Below are 22266 nucleotides of genomic sequence, written 5' to 3'. Positions count from 1 at the left end.
GTCACCCGGCCGATGCCCAGCCGCCACGACGAAGGACAGCCGGACGACAACACCTCACGGGTACACCGACGACTCCAGAGCGGCGACCGCTTCGGCAAGCCCCGACGGACGCGCCAGACCGGCCACCGCCTGGCCCGACCATCCGGGGCCCAGGGTGAGGACGACGGGCCGCCGCCGGGCGCCGCGCACGCCCCACTCCATGGCGGCCACGTGCTGAGCCAGCGGCCGGCTGGCGGTGGTGCGGGACTGCGACCACAGCGCCACCGCGGCCGGCCCGGTCCTGCGCACCGCCGCGACGAGCGACTCGACGGGCAGCGCACCGCCGAACATCCGCACCGGGATTCCTCGCTCCGTGAGTGCCGCCGACAATACCTCCAACGGCAGCGTGTGGTTCTCCCCGGGCACGCAGGCAAGCACCGTGGTGCCACCGGGGCGGTCCTCGACCGTGCGGGGTGTGGCGCGCCGGAGCGCCCCGGACACGTGCCAGGACAGGAAGTGCTCGACCTCGACGTACTTCTCGCCGGACATGTCCCACTTGCGGCCGACGGCCTGGAGCGTGGGCACGATCACCTCGGTCCAGGCGGCGACCAGCCCGTGTTCGGCGATTGCGGCGAGCAGCAGTTCGTCCAGGACGGCGGCATCCAGGCGCAAAGCGGCTCTCGCGATCCCCCGGCACTCCTGTCGCACGTCGCCCAACTGCAGGCCGCTCCCCGCCCGGCTCCGACGCCCGGCGGAAGCACGACGAGCCGCGTCGGCACCTCGGGGCCGGGCAGTCGCCGTCGGGGCCTCTTCACTGCGCGCGAGCCGTGCCGACTCGGCCGGTGGCAGTCCGGTCGCCGTCAAGGCGCACATCCGCTCCAGCCTCGCCACGTCCTTCGCCGTCCAGCGCCGGTGGCGTCCATCCGTGTGCGCGTCCGGTCCCAGCCCGTACCGGCGGTCCCACGTGCGGACCGTGGTGGGCGCCACGCCCAGACGCCGGGCCACCTCGCCGGTCGTCAACCCGCCCCGGCGCGGACCGCCGTCGTCGACCGGGGCGTCACTGTCTCCCGTATGCGTGCTCACACATCCACTATACGACGCACAAACGACGCGAGTTGCCTGCGTCGTTTGTGCGTCCAACACTGGAGCGACGCACCCGTCAGCCACGCAGGGCAGACCGGCGACGTGCCGCTCGACGGACGGCCCTTCCCGTCCCCGTACGGCGCCCGGCAGGAGGAACGGCCATGAACACGCGCACACGACCGACCACCACCTTGCTCCCGCCCGTGGAGGAGACGCAGTACGAGGAGGAACTGGCTCAGGGCCTCGTCAAAGCCGACGAGGAGGCGTTCGCGGCCATCTACCGGCGCTGGGGATCACTCGTGCACACCATGGCCACCCGGTCCCTCGGCGACACTCATGAGGCCGAGGACGTGACCCAACAGGTCTTCGTCGGCGCGTGGCGCGGGCGGCGCGGCTTCCGGCCCGAACGGGGCACACTCGGCGCCTGGCTCGTCGGCATCACGCGCCGCAAGATCGTCGACGCGCTGGCGGCCCGGACACGGCGCCTGTCCCTGGTCGAGTCGGCCGGACAGGACGTCACGCCCGCCCGTCTCGTCCAGCCGGCACCGGACGAGGTACTCGACCGCGTACTGCTCGTGGAGGCCCTGTCCCGCTTGCCGCAGGCCCAGCGAGAGGTACTGTGCATGGCTTTCTACGAGGACCTGACACAGGCCCAGATCGCGGAACGCACGGGGGTCCCCCTGGGCACGGTCAAGAGCCACGCCCGCCGCGGCCTGCATCGGCTGCGCACGGCAGTGGAGCCGGGCATCACGCATGACCCATGCGTCTGAACAGGTGGAGCGGAGATGCACCGGGCGCATCCACGACCCCGGTCACCCGCGAAACACCTCTGAGACTGCCCAGCGGGCGGAAACTCCCACGAAGGAATGATCCACATGACTTCCCGGACCACCATCGCCGTCGCCGCCACGGCCGGGACCTGTGCCCTGGCCCTCGGCCTGACCGCACCCGCCGCCATGGCTGCTCCCGAACAGGCGCAGGACACGGGCCTGGTGTCCGTCTTCCACGGCATCCCCGGCATGACGGTCGACGTCTACGCCAACGGCGACGAACTGCTCAGCGACTTCAAAACCGGCACGGTGACCGATCCGCGGTCCCTCGACGCGGGGACCTACGACATCGAGGTCTTCGAGGCCGGTCAGGATCCCGACGGCGCACCGGCCCTCGAGAAGGAAGTGAAGGTGACCGAAGGCGGCAACGCGACCGTCGCCGCCCATCTTTCGACCGACGGCGAGCCCCGGCTGACGACGTTCACCAATGACGTCTCGAAGACGGACGCCGGCAAGGCGCGCCTCACGGTGCGCCACGTCGCGGCCGCGCCCGCCGTGGACGTACGGGCAGGCGGGCAGCCCCTCTTCACCGACCTGGCGAACCCCGACGAGGACACCGCGTCCGTCGACGCGGGCACCGTGAACGCCGACGTCGTGCTCGCCGGCACGGACACCGTGGCCATCGGGCCGGCCGAACTGGATCTCAAGGAGGGCACGACCAACGTCGTCTACGCCTGGGGCAGCGCCGAGGACAAGAGTCTGGCGCTGGCCGCCCAGACCCTCAGCGGCATGGAATCGGCGCCCAACGCGGCTCACCAGGGCGGCAACGGTGCGGCAGCAACCCCGAACTCGTCCGACCACTGGCAGGCATGGGCCGCGATGCCGGGGCGATCGCGCTGACCGGCGTCCTGGTGGGCCACCGAGCCAACGGCCAGCGGGGCGGACACCGTGCGAACGACTGACCGGGCCGGCGACGGCGGCTGCCGCACGGACAGCCGTCTTCGCCGCCTCCGCCCGGAGGGTCGCCGCCCGACACCGCAGTCGCGGCCGCATCGCCCGACCGCGGCGGCCCCCGTCCTCACACGGATCATGTGTGCGCCGCCATTCGAGTCCGCGCGCGGGCGCTACCCCGACTTCTTCGTCGTCACCGCGGAGCCGGCGCGCGAGTGACCATGCCCCGCCCACGCGAGAGCGGCGTGTACGGGATGGACGACGAAGCCCGAGACACAGGAGAGCGCAGTGGGTCACGTGCACCCGTCGCACCTGGTGGAGCTCGCACTCGGTCACACGAGTGGCGACGCGGACGTCGGCGCCTTGCGGCATGCCGCTTCATGCCCGCGCTGCGGCGAGGAACTGCTGCGGTTGACCCGCGTGGTGACCGCTGCGCGCGGCGCGGAAGCATCGGACCTGCCAGTGGCTCCGCCCGAGCGCGTGTGGCAGCGCATCGCGCTCGAGGTACCCAAGAAGACCGACGGGCGGACCCCTGTTCGGGAACATCCCGCTCACGGGTCTGCCCACGAGAAGACTCGCAGGTGCCGGCACCGGTGGACGGACCGCGTGGGCCAGGGCCTCCTGGGACTGGCTCTGGCTGCCACCCTCCTGCTCCGGCGGTGGCGGGCCAGGGCCCGTTCGGGGGCTGATCGGGAGTCCGACGCTGAGGCGGGACGCATGTGGTGAGCGACGTCATGAATCCCACGGTCGCGACCGTGGGACCCGGCTGCCTTGTCCAAGGACGTCGTCGCTCGCCCCCGTGCGGCAAGGATGACCAAGCACGGCCGCCGCCCGGTGATGGCACCTTTCTCCGCATCCGCCCGCGCGTGGCGGCCCGTTGCCGGCGGTGGGTTCAGGACGGCAGTTTCAGTCCGTACAGGGTGCGTCCGCCGACCAGCTCCCGGCCGGTGACCAGTTCCGGCTCGACGCGCACGAAGACCTCCACGGGCCAGGGCACCCAGGAACGGGGGCCGGTGCGGATCAGTTGCTCGTGTTCCTCGGGATCGGTGACCACCGAGGCGAGGCCGGTGACGACGACGCTCCAGCCGGAGTGCGTCGCGGTGTCGACTTCGTCGGCCTCGAAAGCGACTATGACGCCGTCGATGGCGCGGACCAGCTCCGAGGCGGCCGACGTGCGCAACAGCACGGCACCGCTCTCCTCCAGGAGGAAGTTGACCGGCAGGACGGCGGGCAGGGCGTCGCGGGTGTGCACGATCCGGCCCACGGACGCGTCGGCCAGCCGCTGCAGGCTTTCCTGCCGGCTCAACTCGCGGAATCCGTCGTTGCGGTACATCAGTCGGTCGTCTTTCCGTGTGTCGTCCGGTGCGCGGACTCCCATCCTCAACGAGGTGAGCGGCGGTGGCGAGGGCCGACAGTCCCTGATCTGTCGCAGGACGACCTTCGTCCCAATGAGGGGTCTGAGGGGCGGTTTCGCCCGCGGCACGCGCCGAACCGTGTGGGCCGTATCTACTCACGAACGCTGTGCACGGTGTGTCATGGCACCAAGCTCCTTCGCCACACCAGCCGCCCAGTGCTCGATTGCGGCGAAGTCGCGGAAGTCACCGCCCTTGCCGTCGCGAAGGATCATGCGGGCGATGCGGCCATGCGCGCCTTCGGTGAGGCAACCGCCGAAGGTGACATGCCCTCGGGCGTCGAGCCTGGCCATGGCCCTCTTCACCCCCGGCACGGGCGGAATGTCCCGCCGCGAGGCCGTCGAGTCGAGCGGTCCGGAGCTGAAGAACCACACCGGCCGGTGCGCCAGAGCTCCGCGGTGCCGCCGTACGAAGCGCCTGGCGTCCTTGTGCCAGCGCCCGGCGTACAGGGCTCCGCCGACCACCACAGCCTCATAGCGGTCCAGCTCCGTCACCGACCGGGCGGGCAGCACCTCGGCCGTGATCCCCGTCGTCCGCAGCACCTCCGCCACGGTCTCGGCGATCTCCTGCGTCGATCCGTTGGCCGTCCCGTGGGCGACCAGCACCTTCTGCTCCATGGTGGTCCGCCTCCTCTCACAAGCGCCGCAGCCAGTCGTCCGCGACGCCTCCCGGCAGGCGCGCGTCGTCCCGGAACTCGGAGTCGTCGAAGCGGTGGGTGAGCCTGTCCACGACGTCGACGACTCCGTCGGTCCTGCGGGTCATGGCCACCGCTATCTCGGTTTCGCTCTTCCGTTCCAGCTGCCCTTCCAGCGTGACGACTCCCTCCGTGACGGTGACGTCGACGCTGCCGTTGACCAGCCACAGTCCGCGTTGCAGCACCTCGTGGATCACTTCCTCGCGGATCTCCGCGTCGGGTCGCAGGAAGGTCCGCAGCAGGTCGTGCCGGGTGACGATGCCGACCAGGCGGTCGTCCTCGTCGAGTACCGGGAGCCGGTTCACCCGGTGCTCGACCATGGTGCGGGCGGCCTCCACAATGGTGTCCTCGGCGTGCACGCTGACGGCGGGCGCGGTCATCAGGCGGCCGACCGTGCGCGCCCGGGCCTTGGCTGCCTGCCGACGGGCGCGGGGTGTCAGCCGTGCGAGGCTGAACCGCGGGGGCGGCTCGTAGGCGAGCGGCATCGCGGCCTGATGGAGCATCAGGTCCGTCTCGGAGACGACGCCAATGACGTGCTGGTCGTCGTCCACCACGGGCAGTCCGCTGACGCGGTGTTCCGAGAGCAGCCGGGCGACGGCCTTGAAGGGGGTGCCGTACTCGGCGTGGATCACCTGGGTGGTCATCACGGAGCCGACCTTCTGGTTCCTCATGTCTGTTCCTCCTCAGCGCAGTCGGCGCAGGTAGGGATCCTGCGGCCGACGGGGCAGCAGGCGTATCCGCGCGTCGAGAACGGTGATCCCGCCGGGCGTGGCGAGGACCGGGTTGCAGTCGGCCTCGGCGAGCTGCGGCAGGTCCACGGCCATCCGGGACAGCCGGTGGAGTACCTGTTCCAGCCCCTCCAGGTCGACGGGGCCGCCGCCCTGCGTGCCGAAGAGCAGGGGGGCGCAGCGCGGGCCGGTGATCAGGTCGTGCACGTCCTGACCGGTGAGTGGGGCGAGGCGGGCGGCGTGGTCGGCGAGCACCTCGGTCGCCGTGCCCCCCAGGCCGAAGACGACGACGGGGCCGAAGACGCCGTCCTGGACGACGCCGGCGAACAGCTCGGTGCCGCGGGGTGCGAGGGGCTGGACGACGACTCCGGTCATGAGTCCTTCGAAGCGGGTTCGCAGGTCCTGGAAGGCCGTGCGTACTTGGGCCTCGTCACGCAGGTCGAGGTGTACGGCGTGCTGGAGGCTCTTGTGCACGAGTCCGGGCCAGTGTGCCTTGAGGACCACTCGGCCGTCGGTGCCGCGCAGGCGGTCGGCGGCGCGTACGGCGTCGTCCTCGGTCTCGGCCCAGGCCCAGGGCTGCTGGGGGATGCCGTAGCAGGAGAGGAGTTCGGCGCAGGCCCGCGGGTCGAGCCAGCCTCCTTCCGGTCGCCGGCCGAGGAACTCGTTGGCCAGGGCGTGCGCGCGGGAGGTGTCGATGCCGTCCGGATCCGGCACCGTGCCGACGGGCCGGGCGAGCCAGGCGGCCCGTCGGGCGGCGTGGGCCAGCGACCGTGCCGCCGCCTGCGGTTCGGCGTACGAGGGGATCGCCTCGCCGTCGGTGACGGGCAGCAGGGTGACCGGCAGGTCCTGTTCCAGGCGTACGACGATGACGGGCTTGGCCCGGCGGCCGGGACCCCGGGTGACGGCCCGGACCAGGTCGTCGCCCGTCGCGGCGGCGACCGCGGTGGGGACGAGGGCCACCAGGACCGCGTCGACGGACGGGTGACCCACGAGCCGCTCGACGCAGGTGTGCAACGCGTCCTCGGTCACGGCGGCGGTGGCGTCCACGGGATTGCCGACGCTCGCTCCGGCGGGCAGCGCGGCGAGCAGGTGGTCGGCCAGTTCGGGGCTGGGCGGGTTGAGGGCCAGGCCGGCTTCGGCACAGGCGTCGGCGGCCAGGACTCCCGCGCCGCCGGCGTTGGTGAGCACGGCGACGCGGGGGCCGGCCGGCAGGGGCTGTGCGTGCAGCAGGGCCGCCGCTTCCAGCAGCTCGCCCACGGAGCGGGTCGCGGTGACGCCGGCCTGAGTGAACAGGGCCTGGCGGGTCATCGTGCCGGTGGCCGCGGCGGCGGTGTGCGAGGCGGCGGCGCGGCGGCCGGCGTCGGTGCGGCCGGCGTCGACGGTCAGTACCGGCATGCGCCGGGTGACGCGTCGGGCGGTGCGGGAGAAGGCCCGCGGGTTGCCGAAGGACTCCAGGTGGAGCAGGGCGAGGTCGGTGTAGCCGTCGCTCTCCCACCACTGGAGGAGGTCGTTGCCGCTGACGTCGTACTTGTCGCCGAGCGAGGCGAACGTGGAGACGCCGATGCCCAACCGGGACAGTCCCTCCAGCAGGGCGATGCCGATACCGCCGGACTGTACGGCGACACCCGCGGTCCCCGCGCGGGGGTGTGCGGCGGCGAAGGTGGCGTCGAAACGGTACCCGGGGGCGGTGTTGGCCACGCCGAGGCAGTTGGGGCCGACCAGGCGCATCCCATGGGTCCGGCATGCGGTGAGCAGGGCCTCGGCCTGCTCCGTGTCCACTCCGGCGGAGACCACGACGAGGGCGCGTACGCCCGCCTTGCCGCACTCCTCGGCGACGTCCGGCACGGTCGCGGCCGGGCTCGCCACGACGACCAGGTCGGGGGCGGCGGGAAGGGCGCCGACGGAGGGATAGGACGGTACGCCGAGAAGGGCGGTGGTGGCGGGGTTGACCGCGAACAGGCGGCCGGTGAAGCCGTCCTCGTGAAGGTGGTGCAGCAGGGCGCGTCCCACCGAGGCGGGACGGCGGCCGGCCCCGACGACGGCGATGGACCGCGGCTTCAGCAGCGGCTCCAGGCTGGCCACGTCGGCGGTCCGCCCCCGGGCCTCCGAGGCCGTCAGGTAGGTCTCGTCGACGTGCAGATCGATGGTGCAGTGCGCCTCTGGACCGTCGAAGTGCCGGATCACGGTGAGGCCGAGGTCGGCGAAGAGCCGCAGTACCTCGTGGTTGTCGCTGAGGGCGTCGGCGGTGAAGGCGGTGATGCCGTCGGTCCGGGCGGCCGAGACGAGGTGCTCCACGAGCAGGGTCCCCACCCCCCGGTGGTGCAGGCCGTCGGCGACCGCGACGGCGAGTTCGGCGGTGTGCGGCGCGTCGTCGGCGGCGTGGTACTCGGCGAGGCCGATGACCTGTCCGGCGCGTTCGGCGAGCAGGGCCCGGTGCCCGGGCCGGGCCGGCGCGCACACGGTGTCCGCGGCCGGGCCGGCGGAGCGGGAGCCGGCCGAGAAGAAGCGCAGGCGGCGGTTGTCCGGTGACATCTCCGTGTAGAGCCCCTCCAGTTGGTCGTGGTCCCTGGGCTCGACAGGGCGGAGGCGGACGGTGGTGCCGTCCGTGAGCAGCGCGTGAACTGCGGGGCGGTGTGGCGTGTCGTCCTTCATGGCGGTTCTCCTTCGAGCCGCTCGGGTCCTTTGGCCTGTCGAGCGTCTGTCACGACGTCGGTCGCGCCCAGGGACCGACCGGGGGTGCCCGCAGGGCCGGTCGGTCCCCGGTCTCCCGCCGGTCGTCCCGGGCGGCGCCTCCGGGCGGTCACTCCGTGTCGGGTACGACCGCGACCGGACAGGCGGCGTGGTGCAGGAGCGTGTGGGCGACGCGGCCGAGGCGGTGCCCGAACTGCCCGGGACGTCGTCGGCCGACGACCAGCAGGTCCGCCTCGTGCGAGGCGGTCAGCAGCACTCGGCGGGCGGGTCCCTCGGCCGTGTGGCGGCGCAGGCGTACGTCAGCCGGGGCGTCGGCGAGCGCGGCCTCCAGTTCCTTGGCCGCCCGTTCCTCGTGCACCCGCTCGGGCGTGCCCGCGAGCAGCGGGTGGTCGACCGTGTCGTGGGTGGGGCATCGCCACGCCCGTACCGCGTCCAGGGCGGCTCCGCGCCGCCGGGCCTCCTCGTAGGCGAGGCGCACCGCCGCGGTGGGGGCGTCGGCCACGCCGACGACTATGCGGCCGCGCCGGCCGCCGGCGGCCCGGTTGTCGTGGTTTCCGCGGATCACGATGACCGGACAGTCCGCCGTGGTGGCCACGGCCAGGCTGACGGAGCCGAGCAGGAGGTCGGCGAGTTCGCCGCGCCCGCGGGTGCCCACGATCAGGGCGGAGGCGTTGCGCGCTTCGCGCAGGAGGACGTACTCCGGTTCTTCGGCCACCGCCGCGGTGGTGACGGCGAGGTCCGGGTGGTGACGACGGGCTCGGCGGGTGGCGACGACGAGGATGTCGTCGGTGGTGACGTGACCGGACGGCTTGCCGAGTTCGCGGGCGAGGGAGGCGCCCTCGTAGCGGTCCCAGCGGTAGGCGTGGACAATCCGCAGGGGTACTCCGTGCAGGGCGGCCTCGTCGGCCACCCAGTCGACGGCCCGCAGGCTCGACTCGGAGCCGTCGACCCCGACGACCATGGGCAGGACCATCGTTCTCAGCCTCCCGCGTTGAGATCGAACACGATCCGGGCCTTGACCTGGCCGCCGAGGACCTCGTCGATGCAGTCGTTCACGGCGGCGAGCGGACGGGTCTCCCGGATGACCTTCGTGCGGCCCTCGGCGTGGAGCTGGAAGACCTCGGCGAGATCCTGCCGGGTGCCGACGATGGAGCCGATGACCGAGGTGCCGTTGAGGACCGTGTCGAAGATCGGGACCTGGAGGGTGCCGTGCGCCGGCAGGGCCACCATGACGAGTTTCCCGCCGCGCCTCAGACCGGAGTTGACGGCCTGGAAAGCGGCCGGGTTCACCGCGAGGGCGAGGGCGGCGTGCGCAGCGCCGTGTCGTTTCAGCGCGGCGCCGACGTCCTGGGTGCGGGCGTCGATGACGATGTCCGCACCGAGCTCCCGGGCCAGTTGCAGCTTGTCGTCGGTGACGTCGATCGCGGCGACCCGGGCCCCGGCGATCTTCGCGTACTGCACCGCTAGGTGCCCGAGTCCGCCCACGCCCGAGACGGCGACGAGCTGGGCGGGCCGGACGTCCGCGACCTTCAGCGCCTTGTAGGTGGTGACGCCCGCGCAGGTGAGCGGGGCGGCGTCGAGGGCGCTGACGCCCTCGGGCACCGGCTGGGCGAAGTCGGCCCAGGCCAGCATCTTCTCGGCGTACCCGCCGTCGCAGCCGTACCCGGTGTTGACCTGGTCCTCGCACAGGGTCTCCCAGCCGGACCGGCAGTGCTCGCACCGTCCGCACGCCTTGCCGAGCCAGGGCACGGCGACGCGTTGTCCGACGGCGAGGTGGGTAACGCCGGCGCCCAGCTTCTCGACCAGGCCGACGCCCTCGTGCCCGGGGACGAACGGCGGGGTGGGCTTGACCGGCCAGTCGCCGTGCGCGGCGTGGATGTCGGTGTGGCACAGGCCGGATGCCTCGACGGCTACGAGCACCTGCCCCGGACCGGGCTCCGGATCGGGCCTGTCCTCGATGACCAGGGGCTTGCCGAACTCCCGGACGACCGCTGCCTTCATGGTGCTGCTCCTTCTGTGCTCGTCTTCGGTGGGCCGCGTCAGTCGTGCGCGACGACGGCGACGGGGGTGGTGGCGTGGTGCATGACCGCGTGGGCGACGGCGCCGATGTGCACGCCGAACGGATTGCGGCGGATGCGGCGGCCGACGACGACGAGGGAGGCGTCGCGGGCTGCGTCGATGAGGTGCTCCGCGGGACTGCCGAGGCGGCAGGTCTCGGTCACCTCGACGTCCGGGTACTTCTCCCGCCAGGGCAGCAGTGCTTCGGTGAGTGCTTCGGCCTGGGCGCGGGCCAGTTCCTCGCGCGGGTCGAATCCGGCGGCGATGCTGTAGGTGTAGGAAGACGGCAGGTTCCAGGCCCTCACGGCGATGAGCGGGGCCCGACGGCGCCGCGACTCCTCGAAGGCGAAGGAGAGGACCGTCTCGTCGGGGCTGCCGGTGTCCAGTCCCACGACCACCGGCCGGAAGCCCGTGGCGGCCGACGGTATGCCGGTGGGGTCCTTGAGGTGCTCGTCGGCGGCCTGTTCGCCGGCTCGGACGAGGATCACCGGCGCCTCGGCACGGGCGATCACGGACTGACCGACGGATCCGACGAGGAAACCCGTGAGCCCGCTCAGGGCACGCGATCCCAGCACCAGCAGTTCCGCGTCACGGGCGGCGGCGAGCAGGACGTCTGCCGGGGTGCCGGTCGCCTGCTCCGTGGACACCTCGACCCCGGGGTGCCGCAGCCTCAAGCCCTCGGCCGTGTCCCGGGGGATCCGCTCGGTCCAGTGCTGGTGGGTCTCGGCGCCGAGGAGCGGAGCCTGGGCCATGGGTTCCGGTACCGGCTGCCACACGTGAAGCAGCCGTACCGGCACCTGGCGCAACGCGGCTTCGCGGGCCGCCCACTCTGCGGCTGCCCGGCTCTCGGGCGAGCCGTCGAGTCCTACGGTGATCGTGCGGGCCATGCCGGCCACCTCCTGTGTCATTGGTTCCGTTCTCAGCGTCTCTTCGGGCGGTCCCGGGCGGCAGGGCCTGTGGTCCCGGGGTGGGGCCGACGGTCCCTGCCGGCAGGCTGGTGGGGCGGGTCCGTGGGTGGTCCCGCCCCACCAGTCGTGTTCAGCGCAGCCACGCGTGGTCGCGAACGATGGGGAGCCTGGCCCACCACCGGCCCAGACCCAGCGCGTCACCCGCCGACACCACGGCCAGGGCGATAAGCACCACCGCGTACACCAGGTGGTAGTCGGCGAACGGGTTCGTCGACATGCTCGCCGACCCATCGGACAGGTGCTTGGCCGGCGGCCACTCCGCCACCCACATCAACGCCATCATCACCGTCCCCGCGAAGGCCGCCAGACGCAGCGCCACCCCCGCGGTCAGGGCCAGCCCGATCCCCAGCAGACCCAGCATGAACAGCCAGTCCGCCCACGCCGCCCCGGCCCACGAGTGGAACGTCGACTCCATCGGACCGACCGCCACATGCCCCAGGAAACCCTCCGTCGGCGAACCCCCGTCGACCCAGCCCTTGCCGGACGCGGTGGCGTAACCGAAACCGAACGTCTTGTCCAGGAACGCCCACAGGAACACGAACCCCATCAGCACCCGGGCCGACGCGAAGACACAGGCCCGAGCGGTAAGCGCGCCGGCCTCCACCGACCCGGGCGCGGAAACCGCGCCGTTACGGCGGAACGACGGCAGACGGAAACCCGAACTACGGTGCGTGGACTGGTGCACGGCCATGACAGCGACTCCTTCAGAGAAGATCCGGCTGGTTCCTGACACCACTCACTCTCCCGAACCCCACCACCCCGCACCCGACGCCGAAGGTCCACACCCCACGGACTCAACAGCCCCAATCCACAGGGACCTTCGGCCACCACGGAACGACGAGGCCCAACGGTGCCGGGCGGTGACCGTACGACCCCTTACGGGCGCACCGACGGGGACCAAGGCTGAGAAGGGTTCACTCAGCAGCCCAGCCGCCTTCGGACATGGGCGGGAAGGAGTCCCGATGAGCACGCCGACCCTCGCCGCCCCGGCCGTGGAGCGGCTGGTCGCGGCTGCCGTGGCCGCGCCGTCCCTGCACAACACCCAGCCCTGGCGCTTCCGGCTCGATACCGACACCCGCACGGTACGGATCGACGCCGCCGCTGACCGGGCGCTGCGCCACACCGATCCGGTGGGGCGGGCGGTGCACCTGTCGGTGGGCTGCGCGGTCCTCAATCTGCGCGTCGCGGCCGCCCACTTCGGCTGGGAGCCGGTGCCCCGGCTGCTCCCGTGCCCTGACCGTCCCGCTCTGCTCGCCACGGTCCGGCTCGCCGAAGCGGTGCGTGGTGCGCCGTCGACCGGCTTGTACGAGGCGGTGTGGCGCCGGCACAGCAGTCGTTTCCCCTTCCCCGGGCGACCGCTGCCGTCGCACCTGGTCGCCGAGCTGGCCGAGGCCGCCCATCTGGAGGGTGCGACCCTGCGTTTCCCGGGGCGCAAGGACACCGAACGGGTGTTGCGCGCCACGCGTGAAGCGGAGTGGCGCAACCGGGCGGACGCCGACCGCGCGGCCGAGAGCCGCCGACTCGTCGGTAGCCCGCACTCACAGTCGCTGGGACTTCCGTCAGCGGCCGTGGGCCCGCAGGACGCGCTGGACCGCATGCCGATGCGGGACTTCGGGGCCCACCGGCACCCGGAGGTGCTGCCCTCCCGTGCCTTCGAGACGCGTCCGACGCTCGCGCTGCTGTCCACGGCGCACGACCGGCGGACGGACTGGCTGCGGGCCGACGAGGCCCTGGAACAGGTGCTTCTACTGGCTACTCGGCGCGGGGTGCGCGCGTCGCTTCTTCACCAGGCCATGGAGTGGCCCGATCTTCGCCGGGTCCTTGACGGTCTGCCGGCCGACGGTCCTCGCGTGTACACGCAGATGGTGATCCGGCTCGGGTACGGGCCCGAGGGTCCCGCGTCACCGCGCCGCCCGGTCGAGGAGGTAGTGGAAGCCGACGAGTGAGCACGCGTGCCGCCCGGTCCCGTCCACGACGCGACCGGGCGTTGCTCTGCCGAAGTCGGTCAGCGTGAACACACCGTGCCCTTCTGCCGCGCTGTCACCCCGCGTCGACGTGCCCGTGTTCCATGACCGGTGGGGTCTCCGCACTTTCCGGCTCGCAACCGACGTGCACCCGCATGTCGGGAGCGTCGGCCAGTGTGTTGCTCACCGTGCAGTGCGAGACGACCGCACCCAGGGCGGCCAGCCGCTCGGCGGGCAGCGACGGGGCGTGGACGGTCATCGACAGGGAGGCGACCCGTGCGGGGCGGTCGTCGGCCATGCGGAAGTCCGCCCGGACGGTCAGGCCGTCCCGGGTGAGGCCATGCCGGTCCAGGTACCGACCCGCGTAGTGCGCGGTGCAGGAGGCCACGGACGCGATGAAGAGTTCCACGGGCGTGGGTGCCGTGTCCCTGCCACCGTCGGTTCGTGGCTGGTCGACGGTCAGGACGTGTCCCCGTACTCGCAGTTCGAAGGCATCGCCGGCGACAGGGGTCACGTCGACGCGTCCGGCCGGCCCGTCGGGGGCGGGGTCCACGGCGGCGGCCTGGAAGAGCAGCAGACCGGCCAGGCGCCGCGCCTCCTCGGCCGTCAGCGACAGCCACGGGGCCCGGCTGTCGTACGGGGCAGGGGCAGTGTCCAGGACGACGCGTCCCATGGGAGCCGGGAGATCCTGGGGCGCGAGTCGTGTGACGTTGATGGTGCGTCCGCAACGGCTGGTCATCTTCATGACGTCTCCCGGCCGGGTGCCTTGCCCTCGAGCCTGAAGCGTGCTCGACGCGGCTGCTCCGCCCACCCGAGCCGGGCGGCGGGCCGGGCCGGCCCCGGTCGTCCGCCTCGGCACCTCAATGGGACCGCAGTCGCGGTCCGCCGTCATGGGCCGGGGGACCCGCGCGCCGGGTGCCGATGGTCCTGGTGCGCCAGTCCCCGTTCGGCAGGGGCCTCAACGCGGCGCTCGCCCGCAGGCACCGTGCGTCACCGGGCGGGCCGGCCGGGCTCCGCCGTGTCCGGGGACTGCGCCAGCGGCGCGTGCCACACCAGCCGGGTTCCCTTGCCGCCGGGGCTTTCCAGCTCCAGGTCGCCGCCGAGCTTCCGCGCTCGCTCGGCCATGTTGGTCAGACCGCTGCGGCGGCCTCCGTCCGGGATGCCGACGCCGTTGTCCGTGACCGTCAGGCGGACCTGCTTGCCGTCCGTCTCCAGCACGACGTCGGTGCGGTCGGCGCCGGCGTGCCGGGCGACGTTGGTCAGGGATTCGGTGAGGACGGCCATGACGTGGTCGGCTGTCTCGCTGGGCACGTGCGTGTCGAGCAGGCCCTCCATGCGGACGCTGGGAGCAAAGCCGAGGAGCGGAGCGGCCTCGCCGATCGCGCGCACCGCACGGGAGCGCAGGCCGGGCGCCGCGTCATCGTCGCGGGAGCGGAGGCCGAAGATCGTCGACCTGATGATCTTGATGGTCTCGTCGAGGTCGTCCACCGCCCGCAGGATCCGCTCCGAGGCCATGGAGTCCTGGACGCGGCGACCGGCGCTCTGCAGGGTCATGCCGGTGGCGAAAAGCCGTTGGATGGCCAGGTCGTGCAGGTCGCGGGCGATCCGGTCGCGGTCCTCCAGCAGGGTGATCTGTTCGACGTCCGCGCGTCGTTCCGCCAGTTCCATCGCGACGGCGGCCTGGGCGGCGAAGACCTGGAGCGGCTCGGTCTCCTTCTCGGAGAACTCCCGGCCGCCGGACTGCCGGACCAGCAGCACCACACCGCGGGCCTCGTCGCCCGTGCCGATCGGCACGGCGACGGCCGGTCCGAGCCCTTCGAATCGTGGCGGACCGGCTGAGACCCGGGAGTCGTACGAGACGTCCGGGCTGCTGACCGGTGCCCGCTGGACGAACGCCTGCCCGATGAGCGTGCCCTCCGTGGGCAGTACGATCCCGCGCCATACGTCGGCCTCCTGGCCGACGGCGAGTTCGACGGCGAGGTTGTCGGTCCCGCTCACCGGCATGGCCACCACGCTCAGGGCGGAAGCGGTGATCTCCCTGGCGCGTTCGGCGATCAACGGCAGCACCCCGCCCTGGTCCGCGCCGGACATCAGGGTGTGGGTGATCTCGGCGTTCACCTGGAGCCAGCGTTCGCGCAGCCGGGACTCCTCGTAGAGACGGGCGTTGTCGATCGCGACGCCGGCCGCCACTGCCAGCGTCGCCAGCACCGACTCGTCGTCCTCGTCGAACTGCTGCCCGCCGCGCTTCTCCGTCAGGTACAGGTTGCCGAAGACGTGGTCGCGCACCCGGATCGGCACGCCCAGGAAGGTGTTCATCGGCGGGTGGTGGGCCGGGAACCCGTAGGAGGCAGGGTGGTCGGAGAGCTTGGCCAGGCGCAGCGGCTCGGGGTGGCGGATCAGCTCGCCCAGGATGCCGTGCCCCTCCGGGTAAGGGCCGATGCGCGCGATCTGGTCCGCGTCGACACCCACCGTGTGGAAGGCGGACAGCCGCTTGCCGTCCGGACCGATCACCCCGAGCGCCGCGTACTCCGCGTCGACCAGGGCCGCCGCGGCCTCGACGATGCTGCGCAGCGCCTGCTCCAGGTCGAGCTCGCGGCCGACCGACAGCACGGCCTCCAGGAGGCTGTGCACCCGGTCCCGGGTGCCGCGCGCCGCGTCCAGCCGGGCCTGCAACTCCCCCAGCAGCTCGTCCAGCCGCAGCTGGGGCAGCCGTACCCGTGCCTCGTGGGCCTCCTCGGCGTTCTCCACCGCTGCTCCTCCAACGCCTCACCGCATGTCGGCAGCCTCACCGTGCATCTGCCACGGTAGCGGCTCGAACGGGGTGACGATAAGAGATCAGCGCGGCCGCGGGGCCGACTGGCCCGAACCGTCAGCCTCGGGGCAGCCGGGCCACGACGTACGAGGTGAGGTCGAGCAGGCGGTTCGTGTAGCCCCACTCGTTGTCGTACCAGCCGAAGACCTTGACCAGGTCTCCGTGGGCCTGGGTGAGGGGGGCGTCCAGGACGCAGGAGGCGGGGTCGCCGACCACGTCGCGGGAGACGATCGGGGCGTCGGACACCCGCAGGACGTCCTTCAGCGGTCCCTCGGCGGCCTCGCGGTAGGCGGCGTTGATCTCCTCCGCGCTCACCGCCCGCTCGAGGACCACGGTCAGGTCGGTCAGCGAGCCGTCCTCCACCGGAACGCGCACGGCGCTGCCGTCCAGCGTGCCCGCCAGCTCGGGCAGGACCAGGCCGACGGCGCGGGCGGCGCCGGTGGTGGTGGGGATGATGTTGACCGCCGCCGAACGGCCCCGGCGCAGGTCCTTGTGGGGGCCGTCCAGGACCACCTGGTCGTTGGTGTAGCCGTGGATCGTGGTCATCAGTCCCTTGACGACGCCGAAGTGCTCGTCGAGGACCTTGACCATGGGGGCCACGCAGTTGGTGGTGCACGAGGCGTTGGAGATCACGTGGTGGTTCTCCGGGTCGTACGTGCCCTCGTTGACGCCCATGACGATCGTGGCGTCGACGTCCTTGCCGGGCACGGACAGGAGTACCTTGCGCGCGCCGGCCGCCAGGTGCAGGCCGGCCTGGTCGCGGGTGCGGAAGCGGCCGGTGGACTCGATCACCACTTCCACGCCGAGGCCGCCCCAGTCCAGCGCGGCCGGGTCACGCTCGGCGGTCACCGCGATGCGGTGTCCGTCCACGGTCAGCGAGGTCTCGTCGTGCTCGACGGGGCGGTTCAGCCGGCCGTACGTCGAGTCGTACGTCAGCAGGTGCGCGAGCGCCGCCGGGGAGGTGACGTCGTTGACCGCCACCACCTCCAGCGGCGCTGCCGCGGCGCCGGTGCGTTCCAAGACGCAACGCAGGTAGTTCCGGCCGATCCGGCCGAAGCCGTTGATACCCACTCGCACGGTCATGTCTTCCGTCCTCCCCTTGGTGCGGCGATGCCCGGCGGTGTTCCGGGACCGCTCTCAGCCTGCCGCCCGGGAGTCCGTGCGGGTATGGGCCGGGCGGGGGCGGGCCGTGGGGACCTTCGGCCCCACGGGACCGGGTGCGGGGCCGACCGAGGGACTCGGCCCGTTACTGGCCTTCGGGGCGCATCCGGTCGCGTGCCTGGGTGGCGATGACGGCGGCCTGGATACGGCGTTCCACGCCGAGCTTGGCGAGCAGGCGGGAGATGTGGTTCTTGACCGTCTTCTCGGCCAGGTAGAGCCGCTGGCCGATCTGCCGGTTGGTGAGCCCTTCGCCGATCAGTTCGAGGATCTCGCGTTCCCGGTCGGTGAGACCCGGCAGCATTTCCGGCTCCTCGGCCGGCTGCTGTCCGCCGCCCCGCAGCCGTGCCATCAGCTTGGTCGTGGCGCTGGCGTCCAGCAGCGACTGGCCGCGGGCCACCGTGCGCACGGCCGAGACCAGGTCCGAGCCCTGGATCTGCTTGAGGACGTATCCGGCCGCCCCCGCCATGATCGAGTCCAGCAGCGCCTCCTCGTCGTCGAAGGAGGTCAGCATCAGGCAGGCCAGGTCCGGCATCTGCGACCGCAGCTCGCGGCAGACGGTCACGCCGTCTCCATCGGGCAGGCGCACGTCGAGGACGGCCACGTCGGGGCGCAGGGCGGGGACCCGGACCAGCGCCTGTTCCACCGTCGCGGCTTCTCCGACCACGGTGATGTCCGGTTCGTCGTCCAGCAGGTCGTGCACCCCGCGTCGTACCACTTCGTGGTCGTCCAGGAGGAAGACCCTGATCGGGCTTCCCGTGCTCTCGCCCTGCTCACTGTGCGCCATCGAATGCTCCTCGCAATGCCTCGGCCTGTGCCAGAATCCTTCCTTCCCAGGATGGCCGAGGACCAGGGCCGGTCGGCCCCATTTCGCCTGCATCAGTGGGCCATGAGGCCGCGCTCACGGAACTGGCCCCGTACCCGGTCCACCAGCACCCGATCGGGGACCGGTGCGTCACGCAGGGGGAAGGGGATGCCCAGGGCGTCGTACTTGGCGGCGCCGAGCTTGTGGAACGGCAGGATGTCGACCCGCTCCACGCAGGCGAGGCCGGAAAGGAATCCGGCGAGTCCGTCTACGGCCTCCTCGTCGTCGGTCCAGCCGGGCACCAGGACGTACCTGATCCACATGCGCTTGCCCAGCCCGTCGAGACGGGTGGCGAAGTTCAGGGTGGGGGCGAGGGCGCCGCCGGTCAGCTTCCGGTACGTCGGGACGTCGAACGACTTGATGTCCAGCAGTACCAGGTCGGTGTCGGCCAGGAGCGTGTCCGTGGCGCGGGCGCCGAGGAAGCCGGAGGTGTCGAGGGCGGTGTGCAGGCCGGCCTCCTTGCAGCGGCGCAGGACCGCCGCGGTGAAGGCCGGCTGGAGCAGGGGTTCGCCGCCGGTGAGGGTCACTCCCCCGCCGGCCGTGACGAGGAAGTCCCGGTACTTGTCGATCTCCGCCATCACCTCGTCGACGGTGGCCTCCCGGCCGTCTCGCATGTGCCAGGTGTCGGGGTTGGCGCAGTAGAGGCAGCGCAGAGGGCAGCCGCTGGCGAAGAGGACGAAGCGGGTCCCAGGACCGTCCACGCCGGTGGACAGGTCCCAGGAGTGGATGCGGCCGGTGACCGATCCCGCTGCCACGGTCGGGGGCATCGTGCTCACAGCGATCCGTGGAAGGTGCGGCTGATCACGTCGAGCTGCTGCTCGCGGGTCAGGCGGACGAAGTTCACCGCGTAGCCGGAGACCCTGATCGTCAGCTCGGGGTACTTCTCCGGGTGTTCCATCGCGTCCTCCAGCACGGCGCGGTCCAGCACGTTGACGTTCATGTGGAAGCCGCCGGCGGACATGTAGGCGTCGAGGATGCCGACCAGGTGACCGGCCCGCTCCTCGGGGACGTGGCCCAGCCCTTCCGGGGTGATCGTGGTGGTCAGGGAGATGCCGTCGCGTGCCGCCTCGTAGGGCAGCTTGGCCACCGACAGGGCGGAGGCGGCCACGCCGTGCTTGTCACGGCCGTTCATCGGGTTGGCGCCGGGGGCGAAGGGCTGGCCGGCCCGGCGGCCGTCGGGGGTGTTGCCGGTGTGCTTGCCGTACACGACGTTGGAGGTGATGGTCAGCACCGACTGCGTGTGCTCGGCATCGCGGTAGGTGGGGTGCTTGCGTACCTTCGCCATGAAGGACTTCACCAGCTCGACGGCGATCGCGTCGGCGCGGTCGTCGTTGTTGCCGTACGCCGGAAAGTCGCCCTCGGTGTGGAAGTCCACGGCCAGTCCGGTCGCGTCACGGATGACCTTCACGCGGGCGTGCTTGACGGCGGAGAGGCTGTCGGCGGCGACGGACAGGCCGGCGATGCCGCAGGCCATGAAGCGGTGCACCGGGTGGTCGTGCAGGGCCATCTCGATGCGCTCGTAGGCGTACTTGTCGTGCATGTAGTGGATGACGTTGAGTGCGTCGACGTAGGTCTGGGCCAGCCAGTCCAGTACGCGGTCGTAGGCGTCCGACAGTTGGTCGTAGTCCAGGTACTCGCCGGACAGCGGCGGCATCTCCGGGGTGATCTGGTCGCCGGTCATCTCGTCCCGGCCGCCGTTGACGGCGTACAGCAGGGCCTTGGCGAGGTTGACGCGGGCGCCGAAGAACTGCATCTGCTTGCCCACCGCCATCGCGGAGACGCAGCAGGCGATGGCGGTGTCGTCCCCGGTGCGTGGGCGCATCAGGTCGTCGGACTCGTACTGGACGGCGCTGGTGTCGATGGACACCTGGGCGCAGAACTCCTTGAAGCCGGCCGGCAGGCGGGGCGACCACAGGACGGTCAGGTTCGGTTCCGGTGCGGGGCCGAGGTTGTAGAGGGTCTGCAGGAAGCGGAAGGAGGTGCGGGTCACCAGCGGGCGGCCGTCCGCGCCGATGCCGCCGATGGACTCCGTCACCCAGGTCGGGTCGCCGGAGAACAGGGCGTCGTACTCGGGGGTGCGCAGGAAGCGCACGATGCGCAGCTTGATGACGAAGTCGTCGATCAGCTCCTGGGCCCGCCTCTCGTCGAGGAGCCCCTGGTCGAGGTCGCGCTGGAGGTAGACGTCCAGGAAGGTGGAGGTACGGCCCAGCGACATGGCCGCGCCGTTCTGCTCCTTCACCGCGGCGAGGAAGCCGAGGTAGAGCCACTGGACGGCCTCGTGCGCGGTGGCCGCGGGCCGGGTGACGTCACAGCCGTAGGACGCGGCCATCTCGGCCAGCTCTCCCAGCGCCCGGATCTGCTCGGCGAGTTCCTCGCGGTCGCGGACGACCTCGGCGGTGGACGGCCGGGCGTCCAGCAGGGCCCGCTCGGCACGCTTGGCCTCGGTGAGCCGGTCGGTGCCATAGAGGGCGACGCGGCGGTAGTCCCCGATGATCCTGCCGCGGCCGTAGGCGTCGGGCAGTCCGGTGATGATGCCGACCTTGCGGGCGGCGCGCATGGCGGGGGTGTAGCCGTCGAAGACGCCCGCGTTGTGGGTCTTGCGGTAGGTGTCGAACACCTTCGTGACGAACGGGTCGGGCTCGTAGCCGTACGCCTTCAGCCCGTTCTCCACCATGCGCAGGCCGCCGTTGGGCATGATCGCCCGCTTCAGCGGGGCGTCCGTCTGCAGGCCGACGATCAGCTCGCGGTCGCGGTCGATGTAGCCGGGTGCGTGCGAGGTGATGGTGGAGGGGGTGGCGGCGTCCACGCCGAGCACGCCCCTGCGCCGCTCCTCCGGGAACAGCGCGCTGACCTTCTCCCAGACCGCACGAGTGCGGTCCGTGGGGCAGGCCAGGAAGGAGGCGTCGCCCTCGTAGGGCGTGTAGTTGGCTTGGATGAAGTCGCGCACGTCGATGCGCTCACGCCACCCGCTCCCGGCGAACTGCCGCCAGGCGTCGGCGGTCCGGGGGCCGGCTGTCACCGTCGTGGTCATCACAGGTCCTCTCGTCGTACGGTCTTGTCACTGTCGATGCTCGTCGTGCGGGTGCGCGGCGAGGAGTGCCGGACAGGGCACCGGGTGGTCCCGTGCGGGCCCGACCGGCCGGGACCTTCGGCCCCGACCGGCCACCGTGGTGTCAGCCGTGCGGAACCACGGCGACGGGACATCCGACGTGGTGCAGGACAGCGTGCGTGACCGGCCCCGTGAAGACACCGACCCGGTGATCGAGCCCGCGGCGGCCCACCACCAGGAGGCCCCCGTCCTGAGCGGCCCGCACCAGAACCACCGCGGCGCGCCCCTCGGTGACTGTCTCGGTCACGGGAACGGTCGGGTACTTCTCCCGCCAGGGACGCAGCACCGCCGCCACGGTGCGCTCCTCATCCGCCAGCGCCTGAGCATGCGGCCACGAAACGGGAGCCGGGCCCTCCGGGGTCGCGGACACCAGTGGCACGGACGGAACGGGGGCGGGCCGGAAGGCGGTCCGGAAAGCGTGGACCACGGACAGGCCGGTGCCACGCCGGCGGGCGGCGTCGAAGGCGAACTCGATCAGTTCGTCGCAAGGACGGTCCGTCTGCAGCCCCAGGACCACGTGACGGTAGGGCGTCTGTGGTATCTCCTCGGGGGCGACGCCGTCGGTGGACGGCAGGTGCTCGTCGGCGGCGGACCGTCCCGCGCGGACCAGGACGACCGGGCGGGCGGACCGGCCGACGACTCGCTGGGACACGGAGCCCGTGAGAAAGCCGCCCACAGGCCCGAGGCCGCGGGAACCGAGGACCAGCAGGTCGGTGTCGGCCGCGGCCTCGAGCAGGCCGGCCACCGTGGAGTCGCACACGAGTCGGTCGGTGATCCGTAGCCATGGGTGGGCGGCCCGGACACTGCGTACGGCCTCGCCCAGGAGCTGCTCGGCCCACTCGCGCTCGGTGCTGTCCATGGGGACATACGGCGCGGGTCGGGCGTGGCGGTGCCAGACGTGGATCACGCCGAGTCCGGTTCCTCGCCGCTGAGCCTCCTGGGCAGCCCAGTGTGCGGCGGCTAGTCCCTCGGTCGATCCGTCGATCCCCACCACGATGTCGCGCGGCATGACGTGTCCCCTCCC

The 22266-nt window shown here is 72.0% G+C and carries 18 protein-coding genes and 1 pseudogene; 3 read left to right on the top strand and 16 right to left on the bottom strand.

Going from position 1 to position 22266, the window contains the following annotated elements:
- Positions 1 to 54: 54 nt before the first annotated feature.
- Positions 55 to 1062: a MerR family transcriptional regulator gene (locus ACFYZ3_RS09130; protein ID WP_388514951.1), complete on the bottom strand. Its 1008-nt coding sequence runs from the start codon at positions 1060 to 1062 to the stop codon at positions 55 to 57.
- 161 nt (positions 1063 to 1223) lie between these two features.
- On the opposite strand from ACFYZ3_RS09130, the gene ACFYZ3_RS09125 reads away from it, so the two are divergent.
- Both ACFYZ3_RS09125 and ACFYZ3_RS09120 read left to right on the top strand, forming a co-directional pair.
- Positions 1224 to 1832 (top strand): sigma-70 family RNA polymerase sigma factor, encoded by a 609-nt coding sequence (locus ACFYZ3_RS09125; RefSeq protein ID WP_383253410.1) that lies wholly within the window; start codon positions 1224 to 1226, stop codon positions 1830 to 1832.
- Between the two features lie 105 nt (positions 1833 to 1937).
- A pseudogene (locus ACFYZ3_RS09120) lies at positions 1938 to 2794 on the top strand (DUF4397 domain-containing protein).
- Between the two features lie 881 nt (positions 2795 to 3675).
- On the opposite strand, the gene ACFYZ3_RS09115 reads toward ACFYZ3_RS09120, so the two are convergent.
- From ACFYZ3_RS09115 to ACFYZ3_RS09080, 8 genes are all read right to left on the bottom strand, one after another.
- Positions 3676 to 4116 (bottom strand): pyridoxamine 5'-phosphate oxidase family protein, encoded by a 441-nt coding sequence (locus ACFYZ3_RS09115; protein WP_388514949.1) that lies wholly within the window; start codon positions 4114 to 4116, stop codon positions 3676 to 3678.
- 177 nt (positions 4117 to 4293) lie between these two features.
- Positions 4294 to 4812 (bottom strand): flavodoxin domain-containing protein, encoded by a 519-nt coding sequence (locus tag ACFYZ3_RS09110; protein ID WP_142201463.1) that lies wholly within the window; start codon positions 4810 to 4812, stop codon positions 4294 to 4296.
- A gap of 16 nt (positions 4813 to 4828) precedes the next feature.
- Positions 4829 to 5560: a CBS domain-containing protein gene (locus ACFYZ3_RS09105; RefSeq protein ID WP_388514948.1), complete on the bottom strand. Its 732-nt coding sequence runs from the start codon at positions 5558 to 5560 to the stop codon at positions 4829 to 4831.
- A 12-nt stretch (positions 5561 to 5572) separates the two neighbouring features.
- Entirely contained in the window at positions 5573 to 8269 is a 2697-nt protein-coding gene (locus ACFYZ3_RS09100; protein ID WP_388514947.1) for a GNAT family N-acetyltransferase, read from the bottom strand.
- A gap of 148 nt (positions 8270 to 8417) precedes the next feature.
- A complete protein-coding gene (locus ACFYZ3_RS09095) occupies positions 8418 to 9281 on the bottom strand; it encodes a universal stress protein (protein WP_164457501.1) in 864 nt (287 codons plus the stop codon).
- Between the two features lie 5 nt (positions 9282 to 9286).
- On the bottom strand, positions 9287 to 10309 hold the full coding sequence (gene adhP / locus ACFYZ3_RS09090; RefSeq protein WP_388514946.1) for an alcohol dehydrogenase AdhP: 1023 nt from the start codon (positions 10307 to 10309) through the stop codon (positions 9287 to 9289).
- A gap of 38 nt (positions 10310 to 10347) precedes the next feature.
- Positions 10348 to 11253, bottom strand: coding sequence for a universal stress protein (locus ACFYZ3_RS09085; RefSeq protein ID WP_164457499.1), 906 nt, complete (start codon positions 11251 to 11253; stop codon positions 10348 to 10350).
- 151 nt (positions 11254 to 11404) lie between these two features.
- On the bottom strand, positions 11405 to 12025 hold the full coding sequence (locus tag ACFYZ3_RS09080) for a DoxX family membrane protein (RefSeq protein ID WP_167307126.1): 621 nt from the start codon (positions 12023 to 12025) through the stop codon (positions 11405 to 11407).
- Between the two features lie 271 nt (positions 12026 to 12296).
- Here ACFYZ3_RS09080 and ACFYZ3_RS09075 point away from each other — a divergent pair, with 271 nt between their 5' ends.
- Positions 12297 to 13280, top strand: a complete 984-nt coding sequence (locus ACFYZ3_RS09075; RefSeq protein ID WP_388514943.1) for an Acg family FMN-binding oxidoreductase — start codon at positions 12297 to 12299, stop codon at positions 13278 to 13280.
- A 94-nt stretch (positions 13281 to 13374) separates the two neighbouring features.
- On the opposite strand, the gene ACFYZ3_RS09070 is transcribed toward ACFYZ3_RS09075, so the two are convergent.
- The 7 genes from ACFYZ3_RS09070 to ACFYZ3_RS09040 all read right to left on the bottom strand — a co-directional run bounded on the left by ACFYZ3_RS09070 (position 13375) and on the right by ACFYZ3_RS09040 (position 22251).
- Positions 13375 to 14043 (bottom strand): OsmC family protein, encoded by a 669-nt coding sequence (locus ACFYZ3_RS09070; RefSeq protein ID WP_388514942.1) that lies wholly within the window; start codon positions 14041 to 14043, stop codon positions 13375 to 13377.
- Positions 14044 to 14288: 245 nt separating this feature from the next.
- Positions 14289 to 16046, bottom strand: coding sequence for a GAF domain-containing protein (locus ACFYZ3_RS09065; protein WP_388514940.1), 1758 nt, complete (start codon positions 16044 to 16046; stop codon positions 14289 to 14291).
- Positions 16047 to 16167: 121 nt separating this feature from the next.
- Entirely contained in the window at positions 16168 to 17193 is a 1026-nt protein-coding gene (gene gap, locus ACFYZ3_RS09060) for a type I glyceraldehyde-3-phosphate dehydrogenase (protein ID WP_383253391.1), read from the bottom strand.
- Positions 17194 to 17356: 163 nt separating this feature from the next.
- The gene (locus ACFYZ3_RS09055) at positions 17357 to 18055 is read right to left on the bottom strand and encodes a response regulator (RefSeq protein ID WP_383253389.1); all 699 of its coding nucleotides are present in this window, start codon (positions 18053 to 18055) and stop codon (positions 17357 to 17359) included.
- 92 nt (positions 18056 to 18147) lie between these two features.
- The gene (gene pflA / locus ACFYZ3_RS09050; RefSeq protein ID WP_383253730.1) at positions 18148 to 18900 is read right to left on the bottom strand and encodes a pyruvate formate-lyase-activating protein; all 753 of its coding nucleotides are present in this window, start codon (positions 18898 to 18900) and stop codon (positions 18148 to 18150) included.
- A gap of 5 nt (positions 18901 to 18905) precedes the next feature.
- Complete coding sequence (pflB, locus tag ACFYZ3_RS09045) at positions 18906 to 21164, bottom strand: formate C-acetyltransferase (RefSeq protein WP_388514939.1); 2259 nt, start codon at positions 21162 to 21164, stop codon at positions 18906 to 18908.
- Between the two features lie 142 nt (positions 21165 to 21306).
- Entirely contained in the window at positions 21307 to 22251 is a 945-nt protein-coding gene (locus tag ACFYZ3_RS09040; protein WP_388514937.1) for a universal stress protein, read from the bottom strand.
- Positions 22252 to 22266: the final 15 nt, after the last annotated feature.

The organism is Streptomyces sp. NPDC001599 (assembly GCF_042893535.1).
Classification (GTDB): domain Bacteria; phylum Actinomycetota; class Actinomycetes; order Streptomycetales; family Streptomycetaceae; genus Streptomyces.
The sequence above is the reverse complement of the archived record's forward strand: the minus strand, read 5'-3'. Positions and strand labels throughout refer to the sequence as shown.